Source organism: Hydrogenophaga sp. L76 (assembly GCF_057654755.1).
Window position 1 is genome coordinate 927,501 of the sequence record NZ_CM172807.1, and the last position, 21,920, is coordinate 949,420.

Genomic DNA, 21,920 nt, shown 5'->3' on the forward strand with positions numbered 1-21,920 from the left:
CATAGTCATGCGAGGCGAACCGGGTGAACTGAAACATCTCAGTAGCTCGAGGAAAAGACATCAACCGAGATTCCGAAAGTAGTGGCGAGCGAAATTGGAAGAGCCTGTTAGTGATAGCACAAGACTTAACGGAACGTTCTGGAAAGGACGGCCATAGTGGGTGATAGCCCCGTACGTGAAAAGACCTGTGTGATACTGAGCTAACGAAAAGTAGGGCGGGACACGAGAAATCCTGTCTGAATATGGGGGGACCATCCTCCAAGGCTAAATACTCATCATCGACCGATAGTGAACAAGTACCGTGAGGGAAAGGCGAAAAGAACCCCGGGAGGGGAGTGAAATAGATCCTGAAACCGCATGCTTACAAAAAGTAGGAGCCTCGAAAGGGGTGACTGCGTACCTTTTGTATAATGGGTCAGCGACTTACATTCAGTGGCAAGCTTAACCGAGTAGGGAAGGCGTAGGGAAACCGAGTCCGAATAGGGCGATTCAGTCGCTGGGTGTAGACCCGAAACCAAGTGATCTATCCATGGCCAGGATGAAGGTGCCGTAACAGGTACTGGAGGTCCGAACCGACTAATGTTGCAAAATTAGCGGATGAGCTGTGGATAGGGGTGAAAGGCTAAACAAACTTGGAAATAGCTGGTTCTCTCCGAAAACTATTTAGGTAGTGCCTCAAGTATTACCGTCGGGGGTAGAGCACTGTTTTGGCTAGGGGGTCATGGCGACTTACCAAACCAAGGCAAACTCCGAATACCGACGAGTACAGCTTGGGAGACAGAGCACCGGGTGCTAACGTCCGGACTCAAGAGGGAAACAACCCAGACCGCCAGCTAAGGTCCCTAAAATTGGCTAAGTGGGAAACGAAGTGGGAAGGCTAAAACAGTCAGGATGTTGGCTTAGAAGCAGCCATCATTTAAAGAAAGCGTAATAGCTCACTGATCGAGTCGTCCTGCGCGGAAGATGTAACGGGGCTAAGCCAGTTACCGAAGCTGCGGATTTGCAATTTATTGCAAGTGGTAGGAGAGCGTTCTGTAAGCCTGTGAAGGTGTCTTGTAAAGGATGCTGGAGGTATCAGAAGTGCGAATGCTGACATGAGTAGCGTTAAAGGGGGTGAAAAGCCCCCTCGCCGTAAGCGCAAGGTTTCCTACGCAACGTTCATCGGCGTAGGGTGAGTCGGCCCCTAAGGTGAGGCAGAGATGCGTAACTGATGGGAAACAGGTCAATATTCCTGTACCGATTACAAGTGCGATGTGGGGACGGATCTTAATAGGTTATCCGGCGGTTGGATGTGCCGGTTTAGACAGATGTAGGCGACACGTAGGCAAATCCGCGTGTCATATACCGAGGCTGTTGATCGAGCGAGCTTGCTCGCGAAGTAACTGAACGAGGTCCCAGGAAAAGCCACTAAGCTTCAGCTTGTAATTGACCGTACCGCAAACCGACACTGGTGCGCGAGATGAGTATTCTAAGGCGCTTGAGAGAACTCTGGAGAAGGAACTCGGCAAATTGACACCGTAACTTCGGAAGAAGGTGTGCCCTTGTAGTGTGATGAGAACATCTGAGCACGAACGGGTTGCAAAAAATTGGTGGCTGCGACTGTTTATTAAAAACACAGCACTCTGCAAACACGAAAGTGGACGTATAGGGTGTGACGCCTGCCCGGTGCTGGAAGATTAATTGATGGGGTGCAAGCTCTTGATCGAAGTCCCAGTAAACGGCGGCCGTAACTATAACGGTCCTAAGGTAGCGAAATTCCTTGTCGGGTAAGTTCCGACCTGCACGAATGGCGTAACGATGGCCACACTGTCTCCTCCAGAGACTCAGCGAAGTTGAAATGTTTGTGATGATGCAATCTCCCCGCGGAAAGACGGAAAGACCCCATGAACCTTTACTGTAGCTTTGTATTGAATTTTGAACAGATCTGTGTAGGATAGGTGGGAGGCTTTGAAGCAGGGTCGCTAGATCTTGTGGAGCCAACGTTGAAATACCACCCTGGTGTGTTTGAGGTTCTAACCTAGGTCCCTTATCGGGATCGGGGACAGTGCATGGTAGGCAGTTTGACTGGGGCGGTCTCCTCCCAAAGTGTAACGGAGGAGTTCGAAGGTACGCTAGGTACGGTCGGACATCGTGCTAATAGTGCAATGGCATAAGCGTGCTTAACTGCGAGACTGACAAGTCGAGCAGATGCGAAAGCAGGACATAGTGATCCGGTGGTTCTGTATGGAAGGGCCATCGCTCAACGGATAAAAGGTACTCTGGGGATAACAGGCTGATACCGCCCAAGAGTTCATATCGACGGCGGTGTTTGGCACCTCGATGTCGGCTCATCTCATCCTGGGGCTGTAGCCGGTCCCAAGGGTATGGCTGTTCGCCATTTAAAGAGGTACGTGAGCTGGGTTTAAAACGTCGTGAGACAGTTTGGTCCCTATCTTCCGTGGGCGCTGCAGATTTGAGGAAGCCTGCTCCTAGTACGAGAGGACCGGAGTGGACGCACCTCTGGTGTACCGGTTGTCACGCCAGTGGCATTGCCGGGTAGCTAAGTGCGGAAGAGATAACCGCTGAAAGCATCTAAGCGGGAAACTCGTTCCAAGATGAGATCTGCCGGGGCCTTGAGCCCCCTAAAGAGTCGTTCAAGACCAGGACGTTGATAGGTCAGATGTGGAAGCGCAGTAATGCGTTAAGCTAACTGATACTAATTGCTCGTGAGGCTTGACCCTATAACTTTGACGATAATCGTCCAAGTGCAAATGTTATTGTTATGCCCCGTAGGACAACCCTCGTTGGCCTACATCGTTGGCAGCAATCAAAATGAGCTGATTCGAAACTCTATGAATTCGTCCCTGTTGTGCATCAGCACAGCAAGGACAACCCGTTATGCCTGACGACCATAGCAAGTTGGTACCACTCCTTCCCATCCCGAACAGGACAGTGAAACGACTTTGCGCCGATGATAGTGCGGATTCCCGTGTGAAAGTAGGTCATCGTCAGGCTCTTACTCCCCCACAACCCCCTCGTACCGCGCGTACCTGGGGGTTTTGGCTTTCCTAGGGGCTATATCAATTGTTTTGCTGCATCACACGCGCTTCAGGTTCGGAGATTGCGGTTGCAAGATCTGTTTCCAAGAATTCAGCAACGGGCCGGCCTTTCCTCAACACCAGGTCCGCTATCGCTTTGGTATCGGAGAGTTCCAGCTTGAATGTATCGGGCGGTAGCAGATGCAATGCGTCACCGGCAGTCGCGACAATTCCCGGCCAGTCCCTGCCCAGCGGCGGCTTGTTCAACGCGGCTCGCCAGACCTCCAGCTTCGGGAAATCGCCACTCTTGAAACCTTCCAGCAGCACCACGTCACACGTTTGAAGACGTGCCAGCAGGTACTCCAGTGGTGGTTCGATGGCGCCGCACAACTCGTGCATCAGTGCCCAGCGGTTGTGCCCCAGCAGCATGACCTCCGTACACCCGGACTCCCGCAGCCGGTAGGAGTCTTTGCCGGGACGATCCACCTCGATGTCTTTGTGGCTGTGCTTGATCAGAGAGACCGTGAGCCCGCGGGAGCTAAGCTCGGGAATCAGCTTTTCGAGCAGGGTGGTCTTGCCCATGCCCGAGTGACCTGTGATGCCAAATATATTCATGGTCTTGTGCTCGCTTTGTGAAGCGGAAGTGGCGGCGCAGCGCCGACACTTCCAATGCAACGCGCCGCTGAGCGTCAGGGCACGATGGCGTCCTTGGCGTTCTTCTCCAGGAAGTCCAGCACCACCTTGCGCTGGAGATCGTCCAGCCCTGCCCGCGGAAACATGCTCTGCGTGATGCCGTGCCACTGGCTCTTGGTGAAGTCGCCCGGCTCGCGCGGCACGTGACACACGGTGCAGCGCTCGTAGAACAGCTTCTCTCCCGGCACCATAGCGCCCATGGTCGCGCCCTTCACGATGGCGGCACGCTCAGTGAGCTTGAGCGCATCGACATCCAGCTTGCGTTGTTCCACCCTTTCGATCGCTGGCGGCTCGTAAGCGCGGTTGACCGACTCGGCGTCATCGCAACGCTTGAGGTTGGCAATGCAGGTGTTGGCGCTGGTGGCCTGGCTCAGGCCGCTCGACGCGACGCTGGTCGTGATGATGTTGATCGCACCGCTGTTGCAGCGACCCTTGGAATCGAGCTGGATCCAGTTGCCCTCTTCGAGGCTGACCACACCCTTCATGATCTTGTTGGTGACCACCGCGCCCGCAATCAGTGCGCCACGATCGTTGTACAACTCGACCAGATCACCGCTCTTGATGCCCTTGGCGGCGGCATCTTCGACGCTGATGAGCACATGCTGGCGCCCTTTGACGTTCTGCTCCAGACGCACGTCGGCGTTGGCCATCTGCGAGTGCACCCGGTTGTAGGGGTGCGGACTGACCACGTGCACCTGACCCGGCTTGGCGTTGCCCAGGAACTCGGACGGCTCCAGATACTTCGGGACCGGCGGGCAGTCGGACACGTTGAAACGCGCAATCTCGGAGCAGAAGAGCTCGATCTTGCCCGACTTGGTATGCAGCGGGTGCCTGACCGGGTCGGTGTAGAAATCGCCGTGACGCACCCACTTGCGCATTTTCTCGGGGACGTCGATGCGCACGATACCGTCTTTCCAGAACTTGTCGAACGGCACTTTCTGGCCGGTCGCTGCGTACGAGGCCTTGAGGATGTCCATGACCGACTTACCTTCGGTGAAGCCGTACTCGACACCCATCATTGCCGCCAGGCGGCGGAAGATCTCGAAGTCGTCCAGGCTCTCGCCGTAAGGCTTGATGACCTGGCGCATCGCGTAGATCTTGTCGTTGCTGTAGGTGCCGCCGGTGCTCATGTCGTCGCGCTCGAGCGCCGATGTGGCCGGCAGCACGATGTCGGCGAAGCGCGAGGAGGCACACCACCAGGGGTCCTGGCAAATCACCGTTTCGACCTGCTGATTCATCGCACGCAGCAACTCATTGGTGTTCTGCTGGTGCGACATGAAGTTGTTGCCAGCGGTGTAGATCAGCTTGACAAGCGGATACTTGTGCGTAGTGCCGTCGCGGGTGTATTCCTTGCCGGGGTTCATCAGCATCTCGCTGATGCGCGAGGCCGGGCAGCGCGCCTTGATCGGGTTGCGACCCTGCGACAAGCCGACCGGCATGATGGCGTTGGACTGCGCCATGCCACCACCACCGTAATGCCAGCTGAAGCCCACGCCTTCGCCCGGCTTGCCGATCTTGCCGAGCATGGCTGAGAAGTTGATGATCGCCCAGTGTGTCATCTCGCCGTGTTGTGCGCGCTGCAGAGACCAGGCGCCAGCGAACTGGGTGCGCTTGGAGGCAAACAGCTCAGCGAGCTCGACGATCTTGGCGGCTGGAATGCCTGTGATCTTGGCGGCCCACTCGGGAGTCTTGGGCGGCGTGCCGTCACCATCCTTGCCCAGCAGGTAGGCCAGGTACTTGTCGAAGCCCACGGTGTACTTGGCCAGATAGGCCTTGTCGTGCTTGCCGGTGGTGTAGACATGGTGGGCCATGGCCGAGAACAGCGCCACGTCCGTGTTCGGAACGATCTTGACCCACTCGGAGCCGACCGCATCGTCGGTCGGCGTGTACTGCGGGTTGATCGAGATGAACTTGACACCGCGCTCCTTGATCTTCATCCAGCGCGGGGCCATCTGGTGGTCGGCGACCGTGAACTCGATCCGGTTGTTCTTGAACGGGTCGCAGCCGATCCAGACCATGACCTCGGTGTGCTCGGCCATCACTTCCCACGAAGTCTGGGGCGAGTACACCTCCATGTCGCCGATGATGTGCGGCAGGCTGACCTGCGAAGCACCGCCCGAATAGTCGCCGGTGGTGACCGAATGACCACCGATCAGGCCGAACAGGCGGCCCTGCAGCACCTGCGGGCGCAGCAGACCGGCGTGCGACCAGCCGCCATAGGAAGCGCTGAACACCGCCTCGTTGCCGTGCTTCTCAGCCGTGCGCAGGATGGCGTCGGAGGTCAACGCCAAGGCCTGTTCCCAGCTCACGCGCACGAAGGGTTCCTTGCCGCGCAGGTGAGGCTTGGTGTCACCCGTGGGGTTGGCCAGATAGGACTTGCGCACCATCGGGTACTTCACACGGGTCTTGTGATAGACACGGCCGATCAGGCCTTCCGTGAGCATGGTGGTCGGTGTGGCGTCCACGTCCTTGAGCGGCTGGATGCCGACCAGAACGCCGTTCTTCACCACCGCCTTGAATGGGCCCCAGTGGCTGGCACTGGGAATCACCTGGGTGTCGGCGGCAAACACTTCGTCAGCTGCGAACCAGGTCAGGCCGTTGGCAGTCACTGCCGAGGCCACCGATGCCTTCAAAAGGCCGCGTCGGGTAATGGTCATGATGGATCTCCTTGCAAATAAAACAGACCGATGGGGTATGTCCTGATGCTAGGAATCGCAGATCAATGACGCGCTCGGATTTGTTGTGCTGTGCCGTGCCTTTGTTAACCGCGTTAACGGGCGGTGAGTCAGTTCGCCGTGTCGGGCCGGTGGTAGAACTGGGGCATCAGCAGGGGTGGTGGCAGCGACTCGTCGATGTTGAGCTCGCCCAGATTGCCCTGCTCAACCGTGCGAATCACCGGGCCAAAGTGCCGGCGGGTCGGCCGCCGCTCCAGCAGGTCGACCGCCAGGCCGATCGACATCCGGCCCTGGAGCACGGGTGCATCGGTGGGGGCCGCGAGGATGCGGCCCCGCAGGATGCCCCGATGCACCGCCGGCGTGAAGTAGGTCGAGACGATGCCGATCCGGTCCTGCAGGCCGCGCTCGCGCAGCACGCTGATGGCGGCCTCCGCCATCAGGGCATTGCCGGCCACAAAGTCCAGGTCCTTGTGATCGTCGAGCACCTGTTGCAGCAGGTTGCGCTGCACGGCCTTGCCGGTGTCGCCCCACGCCGTCGTGCGGATGACGACGCGGCTGCCGGCGATGGCCTGGCGAAAGGCGCGGTCCACGCCTTCGCTGACACTGCGCGGTCCCGGGAACCAGGCCACCTGCACTGGAGGACCGTCACCCCGCGTCTGGCTGACCAGAAAGCGGCCAGCCGCCCGGCCCATTTCGTCCCAGTCCACGCCCACCTTGCCCGAAATGCCGACGTCGTCGATGGCATTGACGGTACCGATGACGGGCATGCGCGTTGTCAGCTGGCGCAGGTGCGGGGTCATGACATCACGGGAGACCGCACCGATGATCAGGGCGTGCACGCGGCGGTCCGAGGCGCAGGTCTGGATCTGGGCGCGCTGGACCGCCAACTGGGCATAGCCGCCGGCCTCGGAAAATCGCACCTCCACGCGCAGGCGGCGCGCTTCCTCCACCATGCCGTAGTTGACGCCCAGCCAATACGCATCCTTGATGTGCGGCACCACCACGCAGAGCACCCAGGACTGGCGGGCGGGCGCGGCCGGCGTGTGCTCGGCCCGCACGGGCGCGGCTGCCTTGAATGGCGGTTCCCAGCTCAGGATGGGTTGGGCTGCAGCCGGTAAGACCACCACGGACCAGGCCAGGCACAGGCCCCACAAGGCAGCGGCTGGCCGTCGCAACTGGTGAAGGGAAAAAAAGGTGGACGTCATGCCCGCGGACTGTAAGCCGGTTTCCGGATCAGAATAGCATGACAGATGACTTCGGTCGGCACGCGAACGCTGGATTGGAAATGATGCTCCCCTGGATCAATCGGCTCGACCGCCGACTGGGCTTGATCGGCAAGATCGGGCTGGCGTTGGCCGTGGGCGCGCTGCTGACAGCGGCGGTGGCGGCCACCGCCTGGCTCAGCTTCAACCAGGTGGTCGGGCTGCAGCGCCGCATCATCGACAACACGGTGCCGGCACTGGAAGCGGTCGGTGCGGTGACCCAGCTCAACAACCGCAGCCTGGCGCTGGTTGATCAGCTGCGGCGCGCGCAAACCGTCGATGAGGTCGATGCCTTTCAGCGTCAGGGCGACGCTCAACTGGCCCAGGTGCGCAACCTGCTGGAGCGCCTGGAACAGCAGGACTTCGAGCCCCAGCTGGAACAGGCGCTGGCGGTGACGGTCCAGGAGATGCACACCAACCTCGGATTGCAGGCCAGCAAGGCGCGGCAATCACAGCAGGTGCAAGGCGAGATTCGCCAGGCCCAGGAGGCGCTGCACCGGGCAGTGGCCGAGCTGATGCTGCTGGCGGAGGCGCTGGCTGCGAACGCCTCGACCTTTTCCGCGGCCACCGTGTCCAGTCTCTACCCCATGGTTGAGCGCGGCGCCAGCCGGGACGAGATCCTCGAGTCGCTGGACCGCCTGATCGAGGTGGACATCGATCGCATGGAGCGCATGTCCGAATTGCAGCTCGTTTGCTTCCGGCTCAAGACCACGCTCGATCGCGTGGAGGGTGCCCCCACATCGCCGGCCTTGCGGGATTTGAGCAGAGATTTTTCGGCCGACCTGGCCATCCTGTCGCATCGGCTGCAGGACTTCCGGGACCCGACCCGCAAGGCCACCGCGCAGCGACATGTCGACGTGCTGAAGGCGGCACTGGCGTCCCAGGGCCTGTTTGCCTTGCTGGCTCGGCGCGTGACGCTCGACGGACAGTTGGCCGCTGAGCGGGATACGGGGGCTGCCCTGGCGCTGCGCCTGAACGAACAAGGGGCTGCACTGCTGCAGGCCAGTCAGCAGGCCATGGCGCAGGTGGGCACAGGCTCGCGTACCGCGATCGCCCGCGGAGCCGTGGGCTTTCTGGCCGTCGCCGGCGTCCTCTTGCTGACTTTGCTGGCCACGCTCTGGTTGATCCTGCGTTACGAGTTGCTGGGTCGGCTCAAAGGCATGGAAAACGCCATGCGGGCACTCATGGCCGGCGATCACAGCGTGGCGATCACCCATCCGGTGGCCCGCCACGATCCGCTGCTGCCGCTGGTGCAGGCGCTGGAGCAGTTCCGGGAGCACGCGATCGAGCGGCAACGCCTGGAGAAGTCGCTGCGCCAGCACCAGCAGCAACTGGAGCAGCAGGTACAGGACCGCACCGCAGCACTCAGCCGCAGCAACGAACTGCTGGAGCGCGAAGTCGCGCTGCACGCGCAGGCACGGCGCGAGGCCGAGGAGGCCAACCGCGCGAAGAACGAGTTTCTCGGCAGCCTCAGCCACGAGCTGCGCACGCCGCTCAGCGGCGTCAGCGGCAGCGTGCACCTGCTGCGCGACACCGCGCTGGATGATCGTCAACGCGAGTACCTGCGGATGATCGAGTACGCCAACGGCACCCTGCTGGAAACCCTGGAGGACATGCTTGGTTTTTCCCGCCTGGAGGCAGGCAAGCTGGAAGTCATGCGGGAGTCCTTCGCGGTACGGGATGTCATCGACGACATGCTGGCCCTGCAGTCCGTCGCGGCGCGCAGCAAGGGCCTGGCACTTGTGCGCGACATTTCCGATGACGTGCCCGAGCGGCTTGTGGGCGATCGACGAAAGCTCAACCAGATCCTGCTCAACACCATCGGCAACGCCATCAAGTTCACCGACGAAGGCGAAGTCACGGTGAAAGTGGTGCGTGCAGCGGACGACCCGACGGGTGCGTTGAGGCTGCAGTTTCAGGTGCTCGACACCGGTATTGGCATTCCGACTGATCAGCAGGAGGCTGTTTTCAAACCGTTTGTCCAGGTGGAGGACACGGCGCATCGTCGGCACGGCGGAACCGGGCTTGGCCTGGCCATCTGCCAACGCCTGGTGGAACTGATGGCGGGGCGCCTGTGGCTCAAGAGCACGGTCGGGGAGGGCACGGAAGTCGGCTTCGAACTGCCGTTCGAGCCTGCTGCGGCGGGGGCTTCATTGGCTCCTCTGCCCGATATCGCCGACCCGATCCCATCGCTGGATGTGCTGGTGGTGGAGGACGACGACATCAACCGCATCGTCTGCCAGCGTTACCTGGAAGCACTGGGCCATCGGGTTCGGCTGGCCGACAGCGGCCCCATTGCCATCGACTTGCTGCGCCATGGGGGGCACACGGACTGCGTGCTGATGGACATCAGCCTGCCCGGCGATTCGGGGCTGGAAGTCGCCCAGACGCTGCGCACCCTCGACGGCGGCCGGTGGCGGGCACTGCCCATCCTGGGCATGTCCGCACATGTCACGCCTGACATCCTCGAACACCCGGCCTCTGCCAACATGGTGGGCTTTCTCAGCAAACCTTTTCAGCGCGGCGAACTTGCGCGTGCACTGGCTCGGGCGCTGCAGTCCTCCTCACCCCCGACGGGTGCCCCAACACCCACCCCACTGGTCAAGGACGTGGCAGCGGCAGGCGATGCCCCAACGCTGGACGAGGCCTATCTCGCGCAGGAGAGCGAGGACCTCGGGCTCGATGTCCTGCGGCAGTTGCTGAGCCTGTTCCGCCAAGCCTCCGATGCGTCTGCAACATCACTGCAAGACGCAGCGAAGGCCGCCGACGCCGAACAGATCCGACGGACCGCCCACCAGCTGCGCAGCGCAGCGAGCAACCTGGGGCTTCTGCGTGTCATGCAGGCCTGCCGACGTCTGGAAGACGCGGACGGTGAAGGAATGCTGACGGCGGCGCAGCTTCCGCTGCTGATCAGCCAGCTGTTGGAGGCCATTCCCGAAGGAATCGAGGCGCTGGAACGCTGGCTGGGCCCCTCCGAAGAAGGGCGTCAGGATGCGGCGTTGTCGGCCAGCAGGTAACCGACGCCCCGGACGGTGACGATCAGCTCCGGGTGTCGGGGGTCTTTTTCCATCTTCTCGCGCAGGCGGGCCACCAGCACATCGACGGTGCGGTCGCTCGGGTCCCACGAGCGGTGGAAAACCTGTTGCATCAGGCGCTCGCGCTCCACCGCAGTCCCGAGGTGCCGGGCCAGGGCGGCCAGCAGGTCAAACTCGCCCCGGGTCAGAATCTCCTGGCGCCCATCCGCCGCGGAGAGCTTGCGCTGCGCCAGGTCCAGCGTCCATTTGCCCAGCTTGCGTTGTAGCCCGGACGCGCCCGCTGTCGACACCGGGCGGAGGCGCCTCAGGACGATCTTGACCCGCGCGAGCAATTCGCGCGCGTTGAAGGGTTTGGTGACGTAATCATCGGCACCGGACTCCAGGCCCACGATCTTGTCGATGTCGTCGTTGCGGCCGGTCACCAGGATGAGCCCGATGCTGGCGTTGTGGGCGCGCAGCTCCCGCGCCAGCTCGAGACCGTCACGTCCGGGCAGGCCGATGTCCAGCAGCACCACATCGGTGGGGTGCTGGTGCAGGCAGTCCCACATTTCATCGCCATTGGCAGCCACTCGGACGCAATAGCCTTCCCGCTCAAAGTAGGCCTTGACCCGTGTACATGTCAAAGGATCGTCGTCGACGACAAGGAGGCTGTGTGTGGCAGACAAGATGTTCGAGTTGTCCGTGTTTTGATCGGATCGGAGGGCGTCATCGGTTCAGAAAATTATATGGAACCGGAGTTTGGTCGGAGGTGAATGACGGCGAAACGGCCGCCGTGCTTCCCACGGCAGCTGGTACCGCGATACGGGTGGCCGTCCGCATATGGCAGGAAGCACTGGCCCAGACCTGCTTCTCATAGCAGCTGTTGCAGGCGGCCGCCCCGGCGCCGCGGTAGCGCAGCCTCTCACGATTGATCTATCAATTACGACCACGTGTCGGTGCAGCCAGTCCATGAGATGTGGAAACGGTCGGTGGCGCGGCGCCGTGCCCAACAGCCGCTTCGTGGCAGTCAAAGGGAGCACGCCTGGCAGCACCCACCGTCAGCGACAGCTGCATTGAAGCCACTCAGGTCACAGGTTTGACTGCCGCAGTGGCTCGACGTCGGGCCGTCGCAGTGAAGGTCTGCGCGTCCCTGGTGGGCTCGACAGCTGGCTGGGCTGAGTATGTCCGCTCAGTGCGATGCCGCTGGGCGTGTTTGGCTCCATAGATCCAACTCGCTGCGGCGCCAGGCCCAAGTCGAACCGGGCAGGGAAACTGCTGATTGGCCATGAGCCTGTAGATCGTTGGTCGACCGAGGTCCGTCATCTGCATGACAGATGGCATGCGCAGGAACACGATCGTTACCTGATCGTGTGTATCGGATGGTAGGGTGGATGTCTGCTGCACGGCATTCTCCCGGTCAAGGCATCTTGGTCATGCTGGATTCGCAGACAAATCTTGCTCACAGCGATCTATCAGAATAAGGCCGAGCAGCAACCAAGAAATCTGGAAATCTGGGCGGTGTCTGCCTTGCGGTGGTCTCTGCCAATTTCTTGATGCGACGCTTGCGCAACAGATCGGGCGAGATTCTCTGGCCTGTGTTCATCAGATCTGAAACTGGCACCAGCCTGATCCAGAATGCAAAATGTCAGCAGACGCTAACCTGCTGAATCTTGATTTACTTGACTCCCCGACCTGGACTTGAATCAGTGACCTGCGGATTAACAGCCAGCATCCGGGCAGCGCGGTTTCTAACGATGGTCGTGAACCGATCGGGTCACGGCCCAGGAAGGTTGTGATACCGTCAAAGCCATTCTTGAATACCGTCTTCATCCTCTGGAGCGAGTGCCAGTTACCTTCATTGCGTTGCAAAACATGCCACTCTCGCATTCCAATCGCTGTCATGAACCATCGATGAGTGAGATCGAGAGCAAAGAGCCCTGGGAGGGGCTCTCGAACGTGACGGCAGATCTGTCGGTATCGGGCCCGTCCTCGGCTGGCACGCAGCGCGCTTTTCCTCTGAGCCGTGACCGACTGTTGACCATAGAGTGGGAGTGACGTCACAGGAGCTGCGCGACCCGTTTGAGTCGCGGGTCTCGTCAGGCATTTCACCCTGAAGCCGGCTGGCTTCGTCGCGCGGTGGTATCTTTTCGGACCATGAACGATCAGTTCAACCTGCCAGGTTTTGACCCACCGACCAGCGGGCCGGTGCCGTCGGGCCAACACAACCTGTTCTTCGCGTTGATGCCACCGGTTGCGGTGGCAGAGCAGGTGATGGCGCTGGCTGGGCGTCTGCGTGGCATGCACGGGCTGACGGGCCGGCTGATCGACCGGGACCGTCTGCACGTCTCCCTGCTGGGCGTCGCGCCGGATGTATCCCCGCCCGTTGTTGAAGCGGCAAGGGTTCTGGCGGCCCGTGTGAATTCAGCGCCTTTCGACGTGGTGTTCGACCGCGTGCTCAGCTTTGACCGGGGCATGGATCGCAGCCAGCCCCTGGTCTTGTGCCACTCGGATCACAGGTCGCTGCACGGCCTTCACCTGTTGCAGCAGATGCTCGGACTGGAAATGAAGCGGGCGGGATTTCCCTTGCCGGCAGGCCGAAGCTTCAATCCGCACATGACCTTGCTGTACGACCACCGGCTCGTGGCCGAGCAAGTCATCGACCACCCCCTGCACTGGACGGCCACCGAATTTGCGTTGATCGACAGCCATGTCGGCCATAGTCACTACGAATGCCTGGGCACCTGGCCCTTGCACCCATGAAGGGCCAGATGAAGCGCCGCGTATTTGTGGTGGCCCTGGTGGCCATGTTCTGGACCCAGGTCCGGGCCCAGAGTGATGCACCCGCTGAACTGCGCTGGAAAAAAGAGCTGGACGTGTTTGTCGCGGCCGACCGGCAGGAACCACCGGTGGTGGGTGGCATTCTGTTCGTGGGCAGTTCATCGATCCGGATGTGGGCTGGCCTGGAAACGGCCTTTCCCGAGCAGCCGGTGGTGATACGGCGGGGTTTTGGCGGCTCGCGCCTGTCGGACTGCGCCGATCTGGTGCACCGCCTCGTGCTGCCGTACCGGCCAAGGCTGGTGGTGCTTTACGCGGGTGAAAACGACCTGGCCGAGGGCGCCAGCCCACAGGACCTGCTGGCCCATTTCGTCAGGTTCGTACAGCGGGTGCAAATGGCCTTGCCGGATACCCGGATCGCCTACCTCTCGATCAAACCCAGCCCCTCGCGGCTGACACACATGATGGCCATGCGCGAAGCCAACCTGCTGATCCAGACCCATGTGCTGGCGCACGACCATCTCGACTACATCGACGTGCACGCCGCGATGCTGGACAACGACGGACGGCCTCGACCCGAGCTGTATCTGAGCGACCAGCTTCACCTGAGCGCCGAGGGCTATGGCCTCTGGCGCCAGGTGGTTTCAGCGCATCTGCGCCCCTGAACGCCATACCGGCGCCGGCGGGCGCCAGCCTCGGCGCTCATGTGCTTCTACCGCCATCGCGACGGCGAACAGGCCGGCGAACGCGCTGGCCAGCAGTGCGAGATCGGTGGTCCAGGGACGGATGACCTGGGTGGACCCAAAGAAGGCGAGCGTGAAGAGCGCGATCACGATGTGGGCGCAAAACACCGGCAGCGAGTTGCGCCCCAGCAGTTCCAGTGCCCGGGGACGAGGCAGCAACCGCTTCAGCCAGGGGCCGGCCGACACCAGCAAGACGAACACGCTGGCAAAGTTCAGGATCCGCAGCGGTCCGAGCGACCATTTGTCGAGCAACTGACCAACCGCAGGCACGCCGGGCATCGGGTCCTGGCCCACCATGTGGCGCCACAGCAGCATGCCCAGCGCGTACAGCGCTGCCGGCACCAGCAGCCACCACGGGAAACGCGGCAACGGTTGCTGCCGCGCGCCGAGCCACAGGCCGGCCACCCACAGCGCCTGCCATGCCAACCAGTGGAAGGCGCCCATGTCTTTGTAGGGCACTGAAAAACCGGTGCCTTGAACGAACCACCCGTACAGCGCCAGGCCCAGACCCCATTGTTGTGCCAGCCAGAGCAGGGCGCTGACCGTGAGCACGCCGCGCCAACCCTGCTGCAGGCCTCGGCGCAGCAGCCAGGGGCTCAGCAGCATCAGGGCGATGTACAGCGGCAGGATATCCAGCAGCGGCGGGTTGTAGAGCAGCAGGGCGGCTCCCACCACAGCGGCCGAGCGGTCGATGAAGAAAAACTCGAGCAGGCCGGTCACGCCGCCCTGCCGGTTGTGCACGCCGAGCCAGGCGATCAGCGTGAAGGCGAGCAGCAGCAGGCCGAGCTGGCACAGGTAAAGTTTGAGCGCGCGGCTGTGGAAGGCGGCCTGCATGGCGGGCAGACCATCGCGCCGGGCCCGGCCGCCGTACACGCGGCCCGCCATGAAAGCCGACAGGAACACGAAACCCTCGGCGGCCGACACAAAGCCGAACGGCTGGCCCGATGGCAACGAATACATCGTCGGCATGTGGGTCAGCGTCATCAGGACGAGCATGAGGCCCCGCAGGGCGTCCAGCTCCCAGCGGCGTTGAGGGGCGATTGACATCAGGGTAAACCAGAGGAACCCATGATCATGCCAGAGCCTGCGAGGCCTCGCCTACACTCGCCGCATGTCCGCAACCGAGTCCCACGCCGACCACCCATTCATGCGCCTGGCGCTGTCCGAGGCGCGGCGCGCGGGCGAGGCGGGCGAGGTGCCCGTGGGCGCCGTCGTGGTGAAGGATGGGCAGGTGATCGCCACAGGCCGCAACGCGCCGATCGACGGCCTCGACCCCACCGCCCATGCCGAAATCGTCGCGCTGCGTGCGGCGGCCCGGGCACTGGGCAACTACCGGCTGGACGACTGCACGCTGTACGTCACGCTGGAACCCTGCGCCATGTGCAGCGGAGCCATGCTGCATGCGCGGCTGCCGCGCGTGGTGTTTGGCGCGGCCGACCCCAAGACCGGCGCGGCCGGCTCGGTGGTCAATCTGTTCGCAGAACCACAGCTGAACCACCAGACCGCTGTGCAGGGCGGGGTGCTGGCCGAAGAATGCGGCGCGCTGCTCAGCGATTTTTTCCGGCAGCGGCGCGAAGACCAGCGCCGCGTCGCGCATCCGTTGCGGGACGACGCCCTTCGCACGCCCGACGCGCGCTTCGCCGGTTTGCCCGACTACCCCTGGGAACCCCAATACGTCAGCGACTTGCCGTCACTCAACGGCCTGCGTCTGCACTACCTCGACCTGGGGCCGCGCGACGCCAGCACCACCTGGCTGTGCCTGCACGGCAACCCGGCCTGGAGCTACCTGTACCGGAAGATGATCCCCGTGTTCGCCGCCAGCGGCGCGCGGGTGGTCGCACCCGACCTGATCGGTTTCGGCAAGAGCGACAAACCCAAAAAAGAGGGGTCCCACGGTTTCACTTGGCACCGGCAGGTGCTGCTGGAGCTGGTCGAGCGGCTCGATCTGCGCAACGTGGTGCTGGTGGTGCAGGACTGGGGTGGCCTGCTCGGCCTGACGCTGCCCATGGCCGCACCCGGGCGCTACCGTGGCCTGCTGGTGATGAACACCACACTGGCCACCGGTGATGCCCCGCTCTCGCCCGGCTTTCTGGCCTGGCGCGACATGTGCGCCAAGAACCCCGAATTCGACGTCGCCCGGCTCTTTGCCCGCGGCAACCCGCAGATGAGCGCCGAAGAATGCGCTGCCTACAACGCGCCCTTTCCGGACCGGGGCCACCGCGCCGCGTTGCGCGCCTTCCCGGCCATGGTTCCAGAACAGCCCGACGACGATGGCGCAGAAGTCTCGCGCCAGGCTCGCGAGTTCTGGCGGCACGACTGGCAGGGACGGACCTTCATGGCCATCGGCCAGCAGGACCCGGTGCTGGGCGAGCCGGTGATGCGTGCGCTGCAGCGCGACATCAGGAACTGCGCCGAGCCTCTGCTGCTGCCCCAGGCCGGACATTTTGTCCAGGAGCACGGCGAGCGCATCGCCCGTGAGGTCGTCGCTGTTTTTGGGCGATGATGCCCGCTGTTGCCCCATTCACCTATCGCCCATGAGCCACATCTACATCTACTCTCCATCCAGCGCGGTGCGCGACAAAGCGGCGTTCAAACGCGGGGTGGCCCGCCTCAAGACCCTGGGGCACGAGGTCGAGATCGACGAGGCCGCGCTCACCAGCCACATGCGCTTTGCCGGCGACGACGCCACGCGTCTGGCGGCCATCACCCGCGCCGCGGCCAGTGGTGCCGATGTGGCACTCACCTCGCGCGGTGGCTACGGACTCACGCGCCTCCTGCCCGAGCTGCCCTACAAGCAGATCACCAAAGCCGTCGAAAAAGGCACCCAGTTCGTGGGCCTGAGCGATTTCACCGCGCTGCAGTGCGCGCTGCTGGCCAAGACGGGCGCCACCACCTGGGCCGGTCCGGCGCTGGGAGAAGACTTCGGCTGCGAAGACACGCCCGACGACATCATGGAAGCCTGCTTCGACGACATGGTCTGCGGGCAGGGCGAGGGCACGGGCTGGCAACTGCCGAAGTCCGATCTGCCGGCGCTGGCCGTGCGAGCCAAGCAACCGGGCGAGGACGCACCGTTACTTCAAGTGCGCAATGCCGTGCTTTGGGGTGGCAACCTGTCGGTGCTGTGTTCGCTGGTCGGCACGCCTTGGCTGCCCAAAGTCAAGGGCGGCATCCTGTTTCTGGAAGATGTGAACGAACATCCCTACCGCATCGAGCGACAGCTCACACAGCTGCTGCACGCGGGTATTCTGGGAGAGCAGAAAGCTGTGCTGCTGGGCGCTTTCAACCGGTACAAGCCCAGTCCGCACGACCGCGGCTTCAAGCTGCAGACGGTGGTGGACTGGTTGCGCAGCAAGACAAAAACGCCGGTGCTGACCGGACTGCCGTTTGGCCATGTACCGACCAAGGTGTTGCTGCCCGTGGGGCAGAAGGTGGAACTGCTGGTGCAGGGCCGGGACGCCCTGGTTTTCTGGGGTTGAGAGGGTTGAACCGGGCCGTGTCGCTGCTCAGCGGCGCATGCGGCAGGCGTCCACCAGGCTCTTGGGCAACAAGCCGTGAAACACGTGTGACAGACTCTTGACGGCCTCGACCGCATGGGCCTCCCCGTGCAGGCTGCTGAGCACGGCCACCATTTCCGAACGTGCGTACCACAGGCCGTGGGCGTCGTGCAGGTATTGCAGGCGGTGTTTGAGGCGAGGATTGAGTCGTGCACCGTCTTCGCCCAGGGCGGCGAGCATGGCCTGGCGAACGGGTTCCAGCGATTCCGGCGAGTGCTTGCGCACCTCGTTGCCCAACAGGGCTGAAATGCTGTTCCTCAAAGCAGGTTTGATCCAACGCATGGTGAAACCTCAACGACTGGTTTTTTCTATTGGCCCTCAGAATACGACAGTCAACACCTTGAATGCAACCGCTGCAACTTGAGCCAAGTCAAGAAAACAACAGGCAAATCATGGGCTTAGCAGAAGTGCTTAAGATGATGGGTGCGCTTTATGAGTACCTTGGAGATAGAAAAACACCAGCAGCAACTTGGTTTTACTTTGAAACCAAGTCCTTTTTGCGCTATCCGGATCGGCCCTTGGAGCAGCGGGTCGGACCAGGTTCTTGTCCGGCCCCTGGGCGGTTGGTATTGAGATAAATATCACGCGACCTTGGTGAGGCCCGCGCTGGATCCGTGGCGTTTGTGGCTGAGAGCGGTGTGTTGTAATTCCAGACAGATGTTGATCATTCATGGCTGAACTGACGATTGCTTTTGTCGACCTCACCGGTAGCGTGTCCGTGTTTGAAACACTGGGCAACGACCGTGCGGCCAGAGCCGTGACCAAGCTGACCCAGTGGATCGGTTCTGTGGGGCTGGTGCACGGCGGCAAGGTGGTCAAGATGCTGGGCGACGGTGTGCTGCTGTCTTTCACCAACAACCGGCTGGCCGTCGAGTGCATGAGCCAGATCCAGCAGGAGCATGCCGAACGCGTGGCCCGGTGGCCCAACCGGCTCAGGCTCATGATGCAGATCGGCATGGCCAGCGGTCAGGTGGTGCAGGTCGATGGGGATTGTTTTGGTGATGCCGTCAATGTGGCATCGCGATTGAGCGATCTAGCCGGACCCGAACAGATCCTGGTCACCAGCTCGGTGATCCGCAAACTGGGCGCACACAATGGCGTGCGCAGCCGCAGCCTGGGGACCATGCGCATCAAGGGCCGGGTCGAACCCTGCGAGGTGTTCCGCATTGAATGGCAGTCGGAAATGCTGTCGGAATTCCTCACCCTGCCGGCCGATCTGCATGCCTTGCGAAAATCCACAGAGTCGGTCTACGGGGGCATCGAACTGAGCTGGCTCGATGCGAGCCACGCGTTCAACCTGACCGATCTGCCCGTGAAGATCGGTCGCGTGCCCGAAGCCGACTTCGTGATCAACGATCCACGCGTCTCTCGCCTGCACGCCAGCATCGACATCCGTTCGGGCAACTACCTGCTCGAAGACACCAGCAGTTACGGCACCTGGGTGCGTTTTACCGGAACCGACAACGTGATTGCGCTGCGCCGCCAGGAGTGTCTTCTGCACAGCGATGGTGAGATTGCCCTGGGGGCTCCGTTCACCGACATCAGCACACCCACCGTCAATTTCAAGCTGGTGGACGGGCACATGCTGCTGGGGCACGGCCCTCTGCGCAGTTGAACTCCCGGTGCCGTCGTCCCGATGACAACGGGGCGGGGGGTCTCGTGGCAACATGCTGCCGCACAAGGAGACATCTTTCATGCGATGGTTGAAAAGAACATGCTGGGCCTTGGCCCTGTTGCTGTTGCTGCTGGTGATCGCGGTGGCCATCTATGCCCAGCGCAGCCTGCCGCAGACCGGCGGTGAGCTCGGCGTCAAAGGTCTGCGGGCCGGTGTGCTGGTGCAGCGCGATGCCGGCGATGTAACCCACATTCAGGCCAGCGATCCGCGCGACGCCTGGATGGCCATGGGCTACGTGCACGCGCAGGAGCGCGGCTGGCAGATGGAGTTCAACCGCCGCATCATGCGCGGCACGCTCTCGGAAGCATTTGGCCCCGCCACGCTGGACACCGACCGACTCATGCGCAGCCTGGGCATCCACGCGGCCGCCCGCGCGCAGCTGGCCGGTCTGACCGACGAGGCCCGCCAGGCCCTGCAGGCCTACAGCGACGGGGTGAACGCGTTTTACGCTCAAGGCAAGCAGGCGCTTTCGCCGGAGTTCCAGATCCTGGGGGTCAACCCGCGCGACGAGGCGGCCGCCGGTCGCTACTGGGAGCCGGTGGACAGCGTGGCCTGGTCGATCATGATGGCGCTGGACCTGGGGGGCAACTGGGGCAACGAAATCGCTCGCCTGACCGCCTTGCAGGTGCTGGACACGCCCCAGCTGTGGGAACTGTTTCCACCCTATCCGGGCGAACCGCCGGCGGCGAGCGCCGACCTGGCCCGGCTCTACCGCGAACTCGGGGTCTACCGGCCCCAGCCACTGGCGACCTCCGGGGCACAACCCGACGTGACCACGTTCGCCGCCCGCATCGGGCAGGACCTGCGCGACTGGGCCCACGAACTCGGCAACATCGAAGGCAAGGGCTCCAACAACTGGGTGGTGGCTGGAACGCGCAGCGTCAGCGGGCAACCTCTGCTGGCCAACGATCCCCATCTCGGCCTGAGCGCGCCGGCCATCTGGTATTTCGCGCGGCTGCAGGCACCCGATGCGAACGGGCTCAAGGGCATGGACGTCATGGGCGCCACGCTGCCCGGCACACCCTTCGTGGTGCTGGGCCGCACGCGCGAGGTGGCCTGGGGTTTCACCAACACGGGGCCCGACGTGCAGGACCTGTACCTGGAACAGATCAACCCCGGAAACCCGGCGCAATACCGCGTGCCGGCGGAGCAGGGCAGTGCCTGGGCCGATTTTGAGACCCGTGTGGAGACCATCCGTGTCAAGGGTCAGGCCGACGTGTTGCACACCGTGCGCCGCACGCGCCACGGCCCAGTGATCAGCGATGTGCCCGGTCGCACCCAGGCGCTGATCGACACCGGGCGCTACGCCCTGACGCTGCGCTGGACCGCGCTCGATGCGGACAACCTCAACGTGCAGGCCACACTGGCTTCGAACCGCGCGGGTTCCGTGGCCGACCTGCTGGAGGCCTACCGCGACTTTCACGCACCGATGCAGAACGTCGTGGTGGCCGATCGCAGCGGACGCATCGCCTTCAAGGCGGTGGGCAAGATTCCCCTGCGTCAGCCAGGCAACGATATCCGAGGCGTCGCACCCGCGCCGGGCTGGGAGGCTCGCTACGACTGGGCGGGCTGGCTGCCCTATGAGCAGACGCCACAGGACGATGGCAGCAAGGGCTGGATCGCGACCGCCAACCAGCGCATCCACGGCCCGGACTACCCGCACTTTCTCACCCAGGACTGGGCCGCGCCCTACCGCCAGGAACGCATCGAGACCTTGCTGGCGCAGACACCGAAGCACGACATGGCCAGTTTCCAGGCCATGCACGCCGACCAGCAATCGGCCGCCACCTTGCGGCTGCTGCCGTTCCTGCAGAAAACCGCGTCCACCCACCCGCTGGCCGCTGCGGCGCAGGACGCCCTGAAAGGTTTTGACGGAGGCATGCGCGCCGACAGGGCGGCGCCACTGGTCTACACCGCGTGGATCGATGAATTCACGCGCGGGGTCATTGGTGGCCGGCTGGGCAAGGAGCGCTTCGAGGCGATTTACGGCAAACGGCTGTTTCGCAACGCGGTCGAAGATCTGCTGGAGCGCGACGATGCCGGCTGGTGCGGGGCGGCTGGCTGTGCAGCGGCCAGCAGCGCCGCCCTCGGTCGTGCGCTGGACCGGCTGTCGGCAATGCAGGGGCCGGATGTGGCGGCCTGGCGCTGGGGAGCCGCACACCCGGCGATCTCGATCCACCGGCCGTTCAGCAACGTGGGCGCCCTGGCGCCGCTGTTTGAGGTCCGCACGCCCACCGGGGGCGATCCGTTCACCCTCAACGTGGGCCAATACCACCTGGACAAGGCCGACGCACCCTTTGCCAACCGCCATGCGGCCAGCCTGCGCGCGGTCTACGACCTGGCCGATCTGGACAAGTCGGTGTTCGTCTACCAGACAGGGCAGAGCGGCAACGTGTTCTCAGGCCGTTACCGTGACATGAGTGAAACCTGGGGGGCGGTGCAATACCGCCCCTTGCAGATGGAGCCTGAGCGCTGGGTCAGCAGCCTGCAACTCGTGCCCTGACGGCTGTAG

15 protein-coding genes and 2 rRNA genes (1 of these 17 only partly in view) are annotated in these 21,920 nt (G+C 62.7%); 10 read left to right on the top strand and 7 right to left on the bottom strand.

The window, feature by feature from the left end:
• Positions 1 to 2,720: ribosomal RNA gene (locus tag AC23D4_RS04385) — 23S ribosomal RNA — on the top strand; it begins 159 nt to the left of the window's first position.
• A gap of 160 nt (positions 2,721 to 2,880) precedes the next feature.
• A 5S ribosomal RNA gene (gene rrf / locus AC23D4_RS04390) occupies positions 2,881 to 2,993 on the top strand.
• A 66-nt stretch (positions 2,994 to 3,059) separates the two neighbouring features.
• On the opposite strand, the gene mobB is transcribed toward rrf, so the two are convergent.
• The 3 genes from mobB to torT all read right to left on the bottom strand — a co-directional run bounded on the left by mobB (position 3,060) and on the right by torT (position 7,590).
• On the bottom strand, positions 3,060 to 3,599 hold the full coding sequence (gene mobB, locus AC23D4_RS04395; protein ID WP_487623696.1) for a molybdopterin-guanine dinucleotide biosynthesis protein B: 540 nt from the start codon (positions 3,597 to 3,599) through the stop codon (positions 3,060 to 3,062).
• A 107-nt stretch (positions 3,600 to 3,706) separates the two neighbouring features.
• The gene (locus AC23D4_RS04400; protein WP_472889237.1) at positions 3,707 to 6,367 is read right to left on the bottom strand and encodes a molybdopterin-dependent oxidoreductase; all 2,661 of its coding nucleotides are present in this window, start codon (positions 6,365 to 6,367) and stop codon (positions 3,707 to 3,709) included.
• A 128-nt stretch (positions 6,368 to 6,495) separates the two neighbouring features.
• On the bottom strand, positions 6,496 to 7,590 hold the full coding sequence (torT, locus tag AC23D4_RS04405; RefSeq protein WP_472889238.1) for a TMAO reductase system periplasmic protein TorT: 1,095 nt from the start codon (positions 7,588 to 7,590) through the stop codon (positions 6,496 to 6,498).
• Positions 7,591 to 7,670: 80 nt separating this feature from the next.
• Between torT and AC23D4_RS04410 the strand changes: the two genes are divergently transcribed.
• Positions 7,671 to 10,664 carry an ATP-binding protein gene (locus tag AC23D4_RS04410; RefSeq protein ID WP_472889239.1) on the top strand — a complete coding sequence of 998 codons (2,994 nt, stop codon included), beginning with the start codon at positions 7,671 to 7,673 and terminating at the stop codon, positions 10,662 to 10,664.
• Here AC23D4_RS04410 and AC23D4_RS04415 read toward each other — a convergent pair.
• Positions 10,634 to 11,347, bottom strand: a complete 714-nt coding sequence (locus AC23D4_RS04415; RefSeq protein ID WP_472889240.1) for a response regulator — start codon at positions 11,345 to 11,347, stop codon at positions 10,634 to 10,636. The two genes, AC23D4_RS04410 and AC23D4_RS04415, sit on opposite strands and share 31 nt — an antisense overlap.
• Positions 11,348 to 11,744: 397 nt before the next feature.
• Complete coding sequence (locus AC23D4_RS04420; protein ID WP_472889326.1) at positions 11,745 to 12,002, bottom strand: AlpA family phage regulatory protein; 258 nt, start codon at positions 12,000 to 12,002, stop codon at positions 11,745 to 11,747.
• 813 nt (positions 12,003 to 12,815) lie between these two features.
• Here AC23D4_RS04420 and AC23D4_RS04425 point away from each other — a divergent pair.
• Positions 12,816 to 13,421 carry a 2'-5' RNA ligase family protein gene (locus tag AC23D4_RS04425; protein ID WP_472889241.1) on the top strand — a complete coding sequence of 202 codons (606 nt, stop codon included), beginning with the start codon at positions 12,816 to 12,818 and terminating at the stop codon, positions 13,419 to 13,421.
• Positions 13,422 to 13,429: 8 nt separating this feature from the next.
• The gene (locus AC23D4_RS04430; RefSeq protein ID WP_487623697.1) at positions 13,430 to 14,101 is read left to right on the top strand and encodes an SGNH/GDSL hydrolase family protein; all 672 of its coding nucleotides are present in this window, start codon (positions 13,430 to 13,432) and stop codon (positions 14,099 to 14,101) included.
• On the opposite strand, the gene opgC is transcribed toward AC23D4_RS04430, so the two are convergent.
• Positions 14,081 to 15,226 (bottom strand): OpgC domain-containing protein, encoded by a 1,146-nt coding sequence (gene opgC / locus AC23D4_RS04435; RefSeq protein ID WP_472889243.1) that lies wholly within the window; start codon positions 15,224 to 15,226, stop codon positions 14,081 to 14,083. The genes AC23D4_RS04430 and opgC overlap by 21 nt on opposite strands.
• Before the next feature lie 64 nt (positions 15,227 to 15,290).
• On the opposite strand from opgC, the gene tadA reads away from it, so the two are divergent.
• On the top strand, positions 15,291 to 16,682 hold the full coding sequence (gene tadA, locus AC23D4_RS04440; RefSeq protein WP_472889244.1) for a tRNA adenosine(34) deaminase TadA: 1,392 nt from the start codon (positions 15,291 to 15,293) through the stop codon (positions 16,680 to 16,682).
• 31 nt (positions 16,683 to 16,713) lie between these two features.
• The gene (locus AC23D4_RS04445) at positions 16,714 to 17,655 is read left to right on the top strand and encodes an LD-carboxypeptidase (RefSeq protein ID WP_472889245.1); all 942 of its coding nucleotides are present in this window, start codon (positions 16,714 to 16,716) and stop codon (positions 17,653 to 17,655) included.
• A 27-nt stretch (positions 17,656 to 17,682) separates the two neighbouring features.
• Here AC23D4_RS04445 and AC23D4_RS04450 read toward each other — a convergent pair whose 3' ends face one another.
• Entirely contained in the window at positions 17,683 to 18,015 is a 333-nt protein-coding gene (locus tag AC23D4_RS04450) for a hypothetical protein (RefSeq protein ID WP_472889246.1), read from the bottom strand.
• 62 nt (positions 18,016 to 18,077) lie between these two features.
• Here AC23D4_RS04450 and AC23D4_RS04455 point away from each other — a divergent pair, with 62 nt between their 5' ends.
• From AC23D4_RS04455 to AC23D4_RS04465, 3 genes are all read left to right on the top strand, one after another.
• Positions 18,078 to 18,311: a hypothetical protein gene (locus AC23D4_RS04455; RefSeq protein ID WP_472889247.1), complete on the top strand. Its 234-nt coding sequence runs from the start codon at positions 18,078 to 18,080 to the stop codon at positions 18,309 to 18,311.
• Positions 18,312 to 18,403: 92 nt separating this feature from the next.
• The gene (locus AC23D4_RS04460) at positions 18,404 to 19,348 is read left to right on the top strand and encodes an FHA domain-containing protein (RefSeq protein WP_472889248.1); all 945 of its coding nucleotides are present in this window, start codon (positions 18,404 to 18,406) and stop codon (positions 19,346 to 19,348) included.
• Positions 19,349 to 19,427: 79 nt separating this feature from the next.
• On the top strand, positions 19,428 to 21,911 hold the full coding sequence (locus AC23D4_RS04465) for a penicillin acylase family protein (protein WP_472889249.1): 2,484 nt from the start codon (positions 19,428 to 19,430) through the stop codon (positions 21,909 to 21,911).
• Positions 21,912 to 21,920: the final 9 nt, after the last annotated feature.

Excerpts from the sequence above, each read along its gene's own strand:
- mobB (WP_487623696.1), bottom strand. The coding sequence starts at position 3,599 with ATGGGCAAGACCACCCTGCTCGAAAAGCTGATTCCCGAGCTTAGCTCC.
- AC23D4_RS04400 (WP_472889237.1), bottom strand. The coding sequence starts at position 6,367 with ATGACCATTACCCGACGCGGCCTTTTGAAGGCATCGGTGGCCTCGGCA.
- torT (WP_472889238.1), bottom strand. The coding sequence starts at position 7,590 with ATGACGTCCACCTTTTTTTCCCTTCACCAGTTGCGACGGCCAGCCGCT.
- AC23D4_RS04410 (WP_472889239.1), top strand. The coding sequence starts at position 7,671 with ATGATGCTCCCCTGGATCAATCGGCTCGACCGCCGACTGGGCTTGATC.
- AC23D4_RS04420 (WP_472889326.1), bottom strand. The coding sequence starts at position 12,002 with ATGCCATCTGTCATGCAGATGACGGACCTCGGTCGACCAACGATCTAC.
- AC23D4_RS04425 (WP_472889241.1), top strand. The coding sequence starts at position 12,816 with ATGAACGATCAGTTCAACCTGCCAGGTTTTGACCCACCGACCAGCGGG.
- AC23D4_RS04430 (WP_487623697.1), top strand. The coding sequence starts at position 13,430 with ATGAAGCGCCGCGTATTTGTGGTGGCCCTGGTGGCCATGTTCTGGACC.
- opgC (WP_472889243.1), bottom strand. The coding sequence starts at position 15,226 with ATGTCAATCGCCCCTCAACGCCGCTGGGAGCTGGACGCCCTGCGGGGC.
- tadA (WP_472889244.1), top strand. The coding sequence starts at position 15,291 with ATGTCCGCAACCGAGTCCCACGCCGACCACCCATTCATGCGCCTGGCG.
- AC23D4_RS04445 (WP_472889245.1), top strand. The coding sequence starts at position 16,714 with ATGAGCCACATCTACATCTACTCTCCATCCAGCGCGGTGCGCGACAAA.
- AC23D4_RS04450 (WP_472889246.1), bottom strand. The coding sequence starts at position 18,015 with ATGCGTTGGATCAAACCTGCTTTGAGGAACAGCATTTCAGCCCTGTTG.
- AC23D4_RS04455 (WP_472889247.1), top strand. The coding sequence starts at position 18,078 with ATGCAACCGCTGCAACTTGAGCCAAGTCAAGAAAACAACAGGCAAATC.
- AC23D4_RS04460 (WP_472889248.1), top strand. The coding sequence starts at position 18,404 with ATGGCTGAACTGACGATTGCTTTTGTCGACCTCACCGGTAGCGTGTCC.
- AC23D4_RS04465 (WP_472889249.1), top strand. The coding sequence starts at position 19,428 with ATGCGATGGTTGAAAAGAACATGCTGGGCCTTGGCCCTGTTGCTGTTG.